Origin of the sequence: Mesorhizobium sp. M1217 (assembly GCF_040318275.1) — a bacterium.
GTDB lineage: Bacteria > Pseudomonadota > Alphaproteobacteria > Rhizobiales > Rhizobiaceae > Mesorhizobium.
The window spans coordinates 40082-51919 of the sequence record NZ_JAMYMA010000031.1 but is presented as its reverse complement, the minus strand read 5'-3'; the positions used below and the strand labels follow the sequence as shown (position 1 = coordinate 51919).

At 64.7% G+C, this 11838-nt stretch carries 10 protein-coding genes and 1 pseudogene; 5 read left to right on the top strand and 6 right to left on the bottom strand.

The window, feature by feature from the left end; genetic code table 11:
- Positions 1–204 precede the first annotated feature (204 nt).
- Positions 205–459 (top strand): hypothetical protein, encoded by a 255-nt coding sequence (locus NKH37_RS32280; protein WP_352482352.1) that lies wholly within the window; start codon positions 205–207, stop codon positions 457–459.
- A gap of 4 nt (positions 460–463) precedes the next feature.
- Here NKH37_RS32280 and NKH37_RS32275 read toward each other — a convergent pair whose 3' ends face one another.
- Entirely contained in the window at positions 464–1099 is a 636-nt protein-coding gene (locus NKH37_RS32275) for a DNA-3-methyladenine glycosylase I (RefSeq protein WP_353006883.1), read from the bottom strand.
- 222 nt (positions 1100–1321) lie between these two features.
- Between NKH37_RS32275 and NKH37_RS32270 the strand changes: the two genes are divergently transcribed.
- Both NKH37_RS32270 and NKH37_RS32265 read left to right on the top strand, forming a co-directional pair.
- Entirely contained in the window at positions 1322–2056 is a 735-nt protein-coding gene (locus NKH37_RS32270; RefSeq protein ID WP_352885469.1) for a L,D-transpeptidase, read from the top strand.
- A gap of 274 nt (positions 2057–2330) precedes the next feature.
- Positions 2331–3250 (top strand): annotated as a pseudogene (locus NKH37_RS32265) (bifunctional 5,10-methylenetetrahydrofolate dehydrogenase/5,10-methenyltetrahydrofolate cyclohydrolase).
- 12 nt (positions 3251–3262) lie between these two features.
- Here the strand turns inward: NKH37_RS32265 and glcF are convergent.
- The 5 genes from glcF to NKH37_RS32240 form a co-directional block, all read right to left on the bottom strand.
- The gene (gene glcF / locus NKH37_RS32260; RefSeq protein ID WP_353006881.1) at positions 3263–4594 is read right to left on the bottom strand and encodes a glycolate oxidase subunit GlcF; all 1332 of its coding nucleotides are present in this window, start codon (positions 4592–4594) and stop codon (positions 3263–3265) included.
- Positions 4595–4662: 68 nt separating this feature from the next.
- Positions 4663–5046, bottom strand: a complete 384-nt coding sequence (locus NKH37_RS32255) for a DUF4870 family protein (RefSeq protein WP_023716473.1) — start codon at positions 5044–5046, stop codon at positions 4663–4665.
- Positions 5043–6299 (bottom strand): FAD-binding protein, encoded by a 1257-nt coding sequence (locus NKH37_RS32250; protein WP_353006879.1) that lies wholly within the window; start codon positions 6297–6299, stop codon positions 5043–5045. The genes NKH37_RS32255 and NKH37_RS32250 overlap by 4 nt, the downstream gene beginning before the upstream one ends.
- 223 nt (positions 6300–6522) lie before the next feature.
- A complete protein-coding gene (locus NKH37_RS32245; RefSeq protein WP_352493848.1) occupies positions 6523–8019 on the bottom strand; it encodes an FAD-linked oxidase C-terminal domain-containing protein in 1497 nt (498 codons plus the stop codon).
- Between the two features lie 138 nt (positions 8020–8157).
- A complete protein-coding gene (locus NKH37_RS32240; protein WP_023716470.1) occupies positions 8158–9441 on the bottom strand; it encodes a DUF3422 family protein in 1284 nt (427 codons plus the stop codon).
- A gap of 364 nt (positions 9442–9805) precedes the next feature.
- Here NKH37_RS32240 and NKH37_RS32235 point away from each other — a divergent pair, with 364 nt between their 5' ends.
- Both NKH37_RS32235 and NKH37_RS32230 read left to right on the top strand, forming a co-directional pair.
- Positions 9806–10609: a FadR/GntR family transcriptional regulator gene (locus NKH37_RS32235; protein WP_353006876.1), complete on the top strand. Its 804-nt coding sequence runs from the start codon at positions 9806–9808 to the stop codon at positions 10607–10609.
- Between the two features lie 55 nt (positions 10610–10664).
- Positions 10665–11801 carry an alpha-hydroxy acid oxidase gene (locus tag NKH37_RS32230; protein ID WP_023716468.1) on the top strand — a complete coding sequence of 379 codons (1137 nt, stop codon included), beginning with the start codon at positions 10665–10667 and terminating at the stop codon, positions 11799–11801.
- Positions 11802–11838: the final 37 nt, after the last annotated feature.

Sequence of the window (11838 nt, the reverse complement as noted above, 5' to 3'; positions counted from 1 at the left end):
AACCCCAAACAAGACGTCAAATCCCCCGCAAACAAGCGAACAACCGCCGCAACCCCGCCGCCGCAAGCTTTTGCTCATGACTGCGCAACAGGTCCACAAGGGGAGAAGGCAAGAAAAAGAAGCTGAAACAATTGCGCCATGCGCGCGGCATCGTGCCGACACAATCCGGGCCGATAAGCGCGCCGAAACAAGGGGTTCGGGGCCATGGCCACGCTACAGAAGTTTGACATCATCGATAGCGGCGCACGCGACGCCCCGGTCCGGCTGCGGCCGGCCGATGGTTATGGGCCAAAAACGACGAAGCAAATCGCCGGACTGTTCGAGATCGCGGCGCAACAGCGCAGCGGGCCGACCATGCGCGACGTGCTGATGACCGGCCTGCTGGTGATCTATCCGGTGTTCGCCGCGCTGGCGGCCATCCTGGCCGGGTTTTTCCTGGCCGGCGCCGGCGGCGCCTGAGCCGCTATTTCGGCCGCCTGAACGCTTTCCGCTCCGCCTCGACCGGTTCCCGGCAGACGCAGCCCTCGAGATGGTCGTTGACCAGCCCCATCGCCTGCATGAAAGCGTAGACGGTGGTCGGGCCGACAAAGCTCCAGCCGCGCTTCTTCAGCTCCTTCGAAATGCGGACCGAAACGGCCGTCGTCGGATTGGCGCGCAGATGGGCGAGGTCGACCATCTCGGGCCGCTCGTCCGGGCCGGGCTCGAACTTCCAGAACCAGGCGGCCAGCGAGCCGGCCTCGTCGATGAGTTCGCGGGCGCGTTTGGCGTTGTTGATGGTCGAAACGATCTTGCCGCGGTGACGGATGATGCCGGCATTGCCGAGCAGGCGCTCGACATCGGCGTCGGTGAAGGCAGCGATCTTGTCGACATCGAAGCCGGCGAAGGCCTCGCGGAAATTGTCGCGCTTGCGCAATATGGTCAGCCAGGACAGGCCCGACTGAAAGCCTTCGAGGCAGATCTTTTCGAACAGCCGGCGATCGTCGGCGACCGGCCGGCCCCATTCGTGGTCGTGGTAGTGCAGATAATCCGGCAGGTTGCCGTGCCAGAAGCAGCGGGCGATGCCGTCGGGACCAGCAAGCAGACCTGTCTTTTCGTCCATGGCGGAATTCCGTTCGTGTCTTGGCGTTAACGCGTTTTGAAGCGGCCTTTACCGCGGCTTTACCAGATTCCTGAACCGGGCGGTAACCACACCAAAAGCTTTACTGACAGACAGGCATTTTACGCATTCCGATTCATGTTTCGGTTGCCGCTTCGCGCCCAATGTCGCGGAAATCGGGGAGGCTTTGCGCCCCGGCATGTTCGACGATCAAGGTGCGATCCGATGAAGATATTCTTGTTCCCACTGTTCGGCGCCGCGGCCGTGCTTGCCGCTGGTGCCGCCAATGCCAACGACCGCTATGCCGAGAGGCCGCCGGTGGTGGTCAGCCCCGACCTTTCGGCGCCCTGGGTGCTGCAGCTCGGCCATGCGCCGGGCATCGTGCGGCAGAGCCGGCAAGAAGCGCAGCCGCTACGGCGCTACCGGCGCCAGGCCGAACCGGATCAATTGCGCACCGCAGCGGTGCAGGCGCCGGCCAAGCGCATGGTGATGCGGCCGCAGATCGATCCCGCCTATTTGCCGCAGGAAGTCGCCTATGACGGCCCGCAGAAGCCGGGCACGATCGTCATCGATACGAGAGAGAATTTCCTCTATCTGGTCGAGAAGAACGGCAAGGCGCGGCGCTATGGCGTCGGCACCGGCAAGCCGGGCTTCGAATGGTCCGGCACCCACAAGATCACCAACAAGCGGGTCTGGCCGGACTGGCGGCCGCCGGCGGTGATGATCGCCCGCGAAGCCGCAAAGGGCCGTTATCTGCCAACCTATCTCGCCGGCGGCATGGAAAACCCGCTCGGCGCACGCGCGCTCTATCTCGGCTCGACCGAATACCGCATCCACGGCACCAACCAGCCCTGGACCATCGGCGGCGCGGTGTCGTCGGGCTGCATCCGCATGCGCAACGAGGATGTGGTCGATCTTTACGAGCGCGTGAATATCGGAACAATGGTGGTGGTGATATAATTGCCGCGACGAATCATCTGGTCTAGAAAGACATTAGCTTTGGCTTTCTGAGGCCAGATGAATAAACAACGGGGGACGGGCCGTGTGGGGATGCGGCCAGTCACGAAAGGGCAGCGCGGCAAGCCGTGCTGCCCTTTTTGTTTCCGCCAGCGAGAATTGACGAAGATTTCGCCGGCACGTCGCGCGACAGGCATAGCGGTTCGCTTTTCGCGCTGCCTTTTCGCCGTCCCTTTGCTATGTGGCAGCCAAAATTCCAGACAAAGGCCCTATCTCGATGTCCCTCTCCGATGACAGCCGCTATCTCAAGGGCGGCCCGGTTGCCCAACGCATCATCGCCAGCGTGCGCGAGGACGCGGCGATCGCCACCGCCGAAGGCTTTCCGCCCAAGCTGGTGTCGATCACCGTCGGCGACACAGCGGCGGTCGACATCTATGTCCGCAACCAGCGCGCCAAGGCGGGGCTGGCCGGAATCGGCTTCGAGGAGAGGCGCTTTCGCGCCGACATCACTGCCGGCGAACTCGAAGCTGCGATCCACGGCCTCAACGCCGACCCGCGCGTCACCGGCATCATCATCCAGCGACCGGTGCCGGTGCATATCCCGATCAAGACGCTGCAGGCGGCGGTGCATCCACTCAAGGACGTCGAGGGCATGCATCCGGCGTCGATCGGCAACATCGTCTACAACCAGCTCGACCTGGCGCCCTGCACTGCCGCTGCCTCGGTCGAACTGCTCAGGGAAACCGGCCTCGACCTCAAGGGGCTCGAAGTGGTGGTCGTCGGCCACTCCGAGATCGTCGGCAAGCCGATCGCCTTCCTTTTGATGAGCGAAGGCGCGACGGTAACCGTCTGCCATCACATGACACGCTCGGTGGCGGCACACGCACGCCGCGCCGACGCCCTGTTCGTCGCCGTCGGCAAGCCGCGGCTGATCAAGGCCGACATGGTCAAGCCGGGCGCCGCCGTCATCGACATCGGCATCAATTCGGAAATCGGGCCGGATGGCGAGAGCCGCATCGTCGGCGACGTCGATGCCGAGAGCGTCAGGCATGTCGCGTCGTGGATCACGCCGGTGCCTGGTGGCGTCGGCCCGATCACCGTGGCGATCCTGCTGCGCAACACGATGGTGGCGCTCAGCCGCCAGCGCGCCCGCTACCAGGCAACCTACGGCACGCGGACAGACTGGCGGCGGAGTAGGCGACTGGCGGATCACTCGGCCGCGACAACCACCCTGTCTTCGCGAACGCCTTCGGGCTTCGGCCCACCATAGGCCCAGTCGAGCAGCTTTATCGTATGCACCACCGGCAGCTTGGCGGCGGAGGCGATCTGGGTGATGCAGCCGATGTTGCCGGTGGCGACGATTTCAGCGCCGGTCGCCTCGATATTCCTGACCTTGCGGTCGCGCAGCGTCGCCGAAATCCCGGGCTGCAGGATGTTGTAGGTGCCGGCAGAACCGCAGCAGAGATGCCCTTCGCGCGGCTCGCGCACGACGAACCCGGCCCGGACCAGAAGCTCCTTCGGCTGGCGGGTGATCTTCTGGCCGTGCTGCATCGAGCAGGCCGAGTGATAGGCGACGATGATGCCCGGTCTACGCACCGGCTGAGGCAGGTCGAGGCTTGCCAGATATTCGGTGATGTCCCTGGCCAGCGCCGAGACGCGCGCGGCCTTGTCGGCGTAGGCAGGATCGAGGCGCAGCATGAAGCCATAATCCTTGATGGTGGTGCCGCAGCCGGATGCGGTGATGATGATGGCGTCGAGTCCGCCTTGCTCGATGGCGCGCGTCCAGGCGTCGACATTCCGTTGGGCCGACGCCAGGGCAGCGTCCTCGCGTCCCATATGATGCACCAATGCGCCGCAGCAGCCCTCGCCCTGCGGGACGACGACCTCGACACCAAGCCGGGTCAGCAGCGAAATCGCCGAGTCGTTGATGCCGGGATCGAGCACCGATTGCGCGCAGCCGGCGAGGATGGCGACGCGGCCATTTTTCTTTGCGCCCTGCCCCGCATGGATGCCCGGCGAAGCCATCGGCGATGCAGCGGGGATGTGCGTTGGAGCGAGCTTCAGCATCGCCGCCAGCGGCTTCAATGCCGAGATTTTCTCGAACAGGCCGGCGAATGGCTGGCCGAGCTTCGCCAGCTTGAGCGCCGCGCGAAAGCGCGAGGGATAAGGCAGCACGAACGCCAGCATGGCGCGCGTCAGGCGATCGGCCAGCGGCCGCCTGTAGGTCTCCTCGATATGGGCGCGGGCGTGGTCGACCAGATGCATGTAGTTGACGCCCGACGGGCAGGTGGTCATGCAGGCGAGGCAGGACAGGCAGCGGTCGATATGGGTGACGATCTCCTTGTCGGCCGGCCGTCCGTTCTCCAGCATGTCCTTGATCAGGTAGATCCGGCCGCGCGGCGAATCCAGCTCGTTGCCGAGCGTCACATAGGTCGGGCAGGTGGCCGTGCAGAAGCCGCAATGCACGCATTTGCGCAGGATCTTCTCCGATTCCGCGACATGCGGATCGGCAAGCTGGGCAAGCGAGAAGGAAGTCTGCACGCAAAAGAATCCTTACCGTTTGAACATGATCTTTTCCCAAAACCGGTACCCACTTTTGGGGATCATGCTCATAATCCCAGGAACCAGCTTTCCGGGTTCTTGACCGCCTCGCCGCGCTGCAGCGCCTGCAGGCCGAGAATGCAGCGGGCGATGAACCAGACCGCGACGGCGACCATCAGCACGACGCCGACGACCACGACCATCAGCAGCGCCGAGATCAGTGCATAGAGCAGGCCGATCCAGAAGGTGCGGATCAGGAATGCGTAATGGCTTTCAACGAAGCCGCCGGCCTTGCCGCGGTTGATATAGGCCAGGACGATGCCGACAATGCCGCTGACGCCGATAACGAGGCCGGCGAGATAGAGGATATAGATGACCAGCGCGTTGGTCGGACCGGGCTCCAGCCAGCGGTCGGTCTGGCGTGACGTACCGTTTTGGCCTGCATCGCTCATTGCGCTCCTCCCTCGGTTGCTGGGGCGAGAGTAGCAGAGCCTGCGCCCGGCGCCATACGCCCGGGATTGAGGATATTCTTCGGGTCGAATTCGGCCTTCAGCCGCGCCGACAGTGCTGCAAGAGGCGGCGCTTGCGGTTCGAACACGGGTATCGCCGCGCGATGCGCAGGGGTTGCGCGAGCCAGCGTGGCATGGCCGCCGCCATGCTTTCTGATCAGCCCGCGCAACAGGCCGGCCTCTGGATCGTCCTGCTGCATGCGCAGCCAGATCAGCCCGCCCTGCCAATCGTAGAAGGCATCGACCGCGGCCTGCATGCGCAGCGCCAGCACCATAAGGTGGCCCTGCGACGGCGCCATCGAGACGCGCCACACCGGCCTTTCGCTGCCATCGGCGAACGGCGCGCAATCGCGGATGTCACGCCAGACAGAATACGAGACCGAACCGGAAATCTCCTGCAGCGGACCGGCGTTTTTCAGCAGGTCTTTCAGCGCCGCGATGCGGTAGGCGACCGACGGGCCGAAACCCTCAATGCGCAGCAGCGTCGCCGCATCGCTGCCGAGACTGCCGCCGGCGACCCGCGCGGCGACCCGTTCAGGAAGATGGGCCGCACTCGACACCTCCGCGCTGGAACCCAGTGCCAGCGCCATGGCGGCGGTGGCATGATCGTCGAGCAGGCCACGGATGGCGAGCGTGACTTCGGTCTCGGCAGCAGGCAGCACCTTGAAGGTGACGTCGGTGAACACCGCCAGCGTGCCCCAGCTGTTGGCCATCAGCTTGGAGAGATCATAGCCGGTGACATTCTTGACCACGCGGCCGCCCGACTTGAAGGCCTCGCCGCGCCCGGAAACGGCCGCGATGCCAAGGATGTGATCGCGCGCAGCGCCGGCCTTCAGCCGGCGCGGGCCGGAAAGGTTCGCCGCCAGCACGCCGCCGATGGTGCCGTTCCCCGGCTCGCCGCCAAGCAGTGGGCCATAGTCCATCGGTTCGAAGGCCAGTTGCTGGCCGTTTTCGGCAAGCAGGCTTTCGATCTCGGCCAGCGCCGTGCCGGCCTTCGCCGACAGCACCAGCTCGGCCGGCTCGTAGAGTGTGACGCCGGAGAGTTTGGAGAGGTCGAGCGTATGCTCGCTCTGCTGCGGCCGGCCGATGCCGCGCTTGGAACCATGGCCGAGGATCTCGAGCGGCGAGTCTTCCGCTGCGGCCCAGGCGATGGTGGAGAGGGTTTCCGCTGATGTGGTCGGGGTGAAGGTGGTCATGCGGCAGAACCACCAGTCGTAAATGACGAGAAGCCGCGATCCTTCCCACCCCCCTCTGTCCTGCCGGACATCTCCCCCGCAAGGGGGGAGATCGGATGTCGCTTAGGCTTTCGCCAACCATCAACGCTTGAAGGCGAGCAGGACGTTGAAGCAGCCAATCTCCCCCCTTGCGGGGGAGATGTCCGGCAGGACAGAGGGGGGTGTCCAAGCGCCAACATACCCCTCAAAACCTCGGAATGTCCGGAAATGCCAGCTGCCCGCGATGCACGTGCATCCGCCCGAGCTCCGCGCATCGCCTCAGCTGCGGAAATACCTTGCCCGGGTTGAGCAGGTGATTGGGGTCGAAGGCGCATTTGACGCGCATCTGCTGGTCGAGATCGATCTGGTTGAACATTTCCGGCATCAGGTCGCGCTTCTCGACGCCGACCCCGTGCTCACCGGTCAGCACGCCGCCGACCTTGACGCAGAGCCGCAATATGTCGGCGCCGAAACTCTCCGCCTTGTCGAGCTCGCCCGGCACGTTGGCGTCGTAGAGGATCAGCGGATGCAGATTGCCGTCGCCGGCGTGGAAGACATTTGCGACGCCGAGCCCGTATTTCTCCGACAGTTCGCGCATGCCGGCGAGGACGCGCGGCAATTCCTTGCGCGGGATGGTGCCGTCCATGCAGTAATAGTCGGGCGAGATGCGGCCGACCGCCGGGAAGGCTGCCTTGCGGCCGGCCCAGAAACTCAGCCGCTCCTGCTCCGATTGCGAAATGCGGCATGTGGTCGAGCCGTTCCTATAGGCAATGGCTTCGACCAGGCCGATCAGATGGTCGACCTCGACACCCGGCCCGTCCAGCTCGACGATCAGCAGCGCCTCGACATCCAGGGGATAGCCGGCCTGGACGAAATCCTCGGCGGCGTGGATGGCCGGGCGGTCCATCATCTCCATGCCGCCCGGGATGATGCCGGCGCCGATGATGTCGGCGACACATTGGCCGGCTTGCTCGCTGGTCGGGAAGCCGATCAGCAGGGCACGCGCCGTCTCGGGCTTCTTCAAAATGCGGACGGTGACCTCGGTGACGACACCGAGCAATCCTTCGGAGCCGGTCATCACGCCGAGCAGATCGTAGCCTTCCGCGTCGAGATGGCTGCCGCCGAGGCGCACCACCTCGCCATTCATCAGCACCATCTCGATACCAAGCACATTATTGGCGGTGAGACCGTATTTTAGGCAGTGCACGCCGCCGGAATTTTCCGCGACATTGCCGCCGATCGAGCAGGCGATCTGGGAGGATGGATCGGGGGCGTAATAGAAGCCCTCCTGCTCGACGGCGGTGGTGATGCCGAGATTGGTGACGCCGGGCTGAGCGACGACGATGCGGTTCTGGAAATCGATCTCGAGGATGCGGTTGAAGCGGCTCATCACCAGCAGCACCGCGTCTTCCAGCGGCAGCGCGCCGCCGGAGAGCGAGGTGCCGGAGCCGCGCGGCACGACGCGGATATTGCGGTCACTGCAATATTTCAGCACGCGCGAGACCTGCGCCACGGTTTGCGGCAGCACCACGACCAGCGGCAATTGCCGGTAGGCGGTGAGCCCATCGCTCTCGAAGGCGCGCATCGCATTGGCTGCGTCGACGACGCCCTCGCCCGGCACGATGATGCGCATATCGGCGACGATCTCATCGCGCCGGCGCAGCGTGGCGTCGTCTGGTTTCGGCATCGCAAGACCGGACATCGACAGCCTCCTTCGACCGACTGGTAAAAATCTTTTACCAGCGACGGCTATCGGTTGCAAATGCCGCTTTGGCCGGGATCGCGGGCCTATGGCCGGGACAGCCTTTCGCAGCGGCAATCTGCCGCTGCGCGCCCCACACTACTCGCCCGGCTGCTTGCCCGGTTCGGAGTGCATGCGGCGGACACGGCGCACGCCCCACCAGACGAGCAGGACGGCGAGCGGCACCGAGGCGGCGGTGACCATTTCCGGCGCAAAGGCATGGCCGAAGATCGAGGCGCCCTTGGCGACGTAGCCGATGAGGCCGACGACATAGTAGGAAACGGCGGCGACAGACAGCCCCTCCACCGTCTGCTGCAGGCGCAATTGCAGGCGGGCGCGATTGTTCATCGATGCCAAGAGATCGCGGTTCTGCTTCTCGACCTCGACGTCGACCCAGGTGCGCAGCAGCGTGGTGGCACGGGTCAGCTTGCGCGACAGATTGGCCTGGCGCTCCTCGACCGAACGGCAGGTGCGCATGGCCGGCGCGACGCGCCGCTGCAGGAACCCGCCCCAGGTGTCGTAGCCGGGCACGGCTTCTTCCTCGAGCGCCTCCAGCCGCTCGCCGACGATGCCGTCATAGGCACGGCTGGCGCCGAACCGGTAGAGGCTGGAGGCGGCATCCGCCTCCAGTTCGGCGGCAAGTTCGGTCAGGTCGGCCAGCAAGGTCTGGCTGTCGCGGGTTTCGGCGACCTTCATTTCCAGCGTGGTCTGGGCCAGCCTGTCCTCGATGCGGCGGGCACGCCCCGAAAGCATCAGCGCCAGCGGCAGCCCAAGCATGGCCAGCGTGCGGTAGGTCTCGATATCGATCAGCCGCTGCGACAGCGCCCCGGTGCGCGCCGGTGTCAGCCCGCGATCGAGCACCAGCATGCGGGTCAAGCCGTCGCCATCCTGGCGGAAATCGGTGACGATGGCCGCGTTGCCGCGCTCGACCAGCGAATAGCACAGGCTGGTCGGGTCGAAGCCGGCGATCAGCCGCTCGTTCGCCGGTGTCCATTTGCGGATTTCGAGCCTGATGCCGGAAATCACCGTGCCCGGCGGCGAAAACCCGTTGCCGAAGGGGGTATCTTCTTGCCCCCTGCCGTTTTCGGCGAGCGGCCCTTCCCAGAGATAGGTCGAGAACTCCGTGTGCCGTTCCCAGCGCAGCGAGCCCTTGCCCCACTTCATCGCGTGATGGCGGGCATGGCGGTCGGGCGCGGCAATACCAAGGCGCTGCGACAGTTCCGAAAGCACTGCCAGATCGACGCTCGATCCGCCTTCGGTCATGAAGGAAAGCTGCACCAGCACGCGCGGCTTTTCGACCAGCGGATGCGGTCGGGCGTGGACCTCGCCGAGCGCGCCGGGCCGACCTTCATGCGCCGGAAAGCCCATGACGCTGCCGCCCATGGCTTTGGCGCGCAGCTGGAATTCGAAATTGGACGGGTCGGCGTCTGGCACGGCTGGTCCCCCGGGCTTCTCTGAGCCCTTTGGCAATGATGTCCCTCTAGAGCGGTTTTATCGTTTCACGGAAACGCCGAACCGCTCTATCCCTTTGATTCTGCGCAATTCCGGACGGAAAACCGTTTCACACTTTTCCTGGAATTGCTCTAGAGGCAATCGCCAGGGCACGCAAACAGCCAGTTTAGCAGAAGGTGATATGAAGCCGCGGCTGTGAAACCGACCCGGCCGGGCGAATTGGATAAATAATTTGACCAGTTGGCGACGCTGGCTTTATCTTGCGCGACATCGGTTCAACCCCCAGGCACCCCGTTTGAGCGACATTTTCTCCCGGATCGAGCATTCGCGCACCGCCGACGAGGTGGTGCAGCAGATCGAGAGCCTGATCCTCGAAGGCGTGCTGCGCACCGGCGACCGGCTGCCGGGCGAGCGCGAGCTGGCGCGCCAGTTCGAGGTGTCGCGGCCGATCCTGCGCGATGCCTTGAAAGCCTTGGAAGGGCGCGGGCTATTGACGACACGGCCAGGCGGCGGCACCCATGTCGCCGACGTCATCGGCCAGCTGTTCACGAAGCCGGTGGCCGACCTGATCTCGATGCATCGCAAGGCGGTGACCGACTATCTGGAGTACCGCCGCGAGATCGAGGCGGTGGCGGCGGAATATGCGGCGCGGCGCGCCACATCGGACGATCTGGCGCTGCTCGACCGCATCATGGCACGGATGGACGAGGCGCACCGGACCGGCAATTTCGACGACGAGGCGGAAATCGACGTTGAGTTCCATCACGCGATCTGCGAATGCGCGCACAACATCATCCTGCTGCACACGCTGCGCGCCTGTTACCGGCTGCTGTCGGAAGGCGTGTTCCAGAACCGGCGGCTGGTGTTCAGCGTGCCGGGTGCGCGCGAGGCGCTGCTTTCGCAGCACCGGGCAATCTACACCGCGGTCAAGGTCGGCGATCCGGCCGCGGCGCGGCAGGCGGCGATGGACCACATCTCCTATGTCGAACGGTCGATGGCCGAGGCCGAGCGCAGCGGCGACTGGCAGCGCGTGTCGCGGCTGAGGCTCAGGCAGCGCTCCGAGCCCGGTGATGGCGAGCCGGCAAGAAAACAGCCGTAGGCCGCGGCCAGAAAATTCAACGACGAACCAGCGAAGAACCAGCGGAAAAAGATCCATGAGCAGCATCCTCACCATCGCCGACCTCAAGGACCTGGCGCGCCGCCGTGTGCCGAAGATGTTCTTCGACTACGCCGATTCCGGCGCCTGGACCGAAAGCACCTACCGAGCCAACGAAGAGGATTTCCAAAAGATCAAGTTCCGCCAGCGCGTGCTGGTCGACATGGACAACCGCTCGCTGGAATCGACCATGATCGGCGAGAAGGTGGCGATGCCGGTGGCGCTGGCGCCGACCGGCATGACCGGCATGCAGCATCCGGACGGCGAGATGCTGGCGGCGCAGGCGGCGGAAGAATTCGGCGTGCCGTTCACGCTGTCTACGATGAGCATCTGCTCGATCGAGGATGTCGCGTCGGTGACCAGGAAGCCGTTCTGGTTCCAGCTCTATGTGCTGCGCGACAAGGATTTCGTCTTCGATTTGATCGACCGGGCAAAGGCGGCGAAATGTTCGGCGCTGGTGCTGACGCTCGACCTGCAGATCCTGGGCCAGCGCCACAAGGATATCCGCAACGGGCTTTCGGCGCCGCCGCGGATGACGCCGAAGCACCTCTGGCAGATGGCGACAAGGCCGCGCTGGTGCGTCGGCATGGCCGGGACCAAGCGCCGGAGCTTCCGCAACATCGTCGGCCATGCCAAGGGCGTCGGCGACCTCGCCTCGCTTTCGTCGTGGACGAAGGAGCAGTTCGATCCGCATCTGTCGTGGAAGGACGTCGCCTGGATCAAGGAGCGCTGGGGCGGCAAGCTGATCCTGAAAGGCATTCTCGACAAGGAAGATGCGATGATGGCGGCCAGGTCGGGTGCCGATGCGATCATCGTTTCCAACCATGGCGGCCGCCAGCTCGACGGCGCCTCGTCATCGATCATGGCGCTCGAAGAGATCGCCGATGCCGTCGGCGACACGATCGAGGTGCATATGGACGGCGGCATCCGTTCCGGCCAGGACGTGCTCAAAGCACTGTGCCTCGGCGCCAAGGGCACCTATATCGGCCGGCCTTTCCTGTACGGCCTCGGCGCACTCGGCAAGGAAGGGGTTACCAAGGCGCTGGAAATCATCCGCAAGGAGATGGACATAACGCTGGCACTGTGCGGAAAGCGTCTGGTCACCGACATGGGCAAGGATCAGCTTCGGCGCTAAAGTCCCGTGACGGCATGATCACGGAGGCGACGCAGGC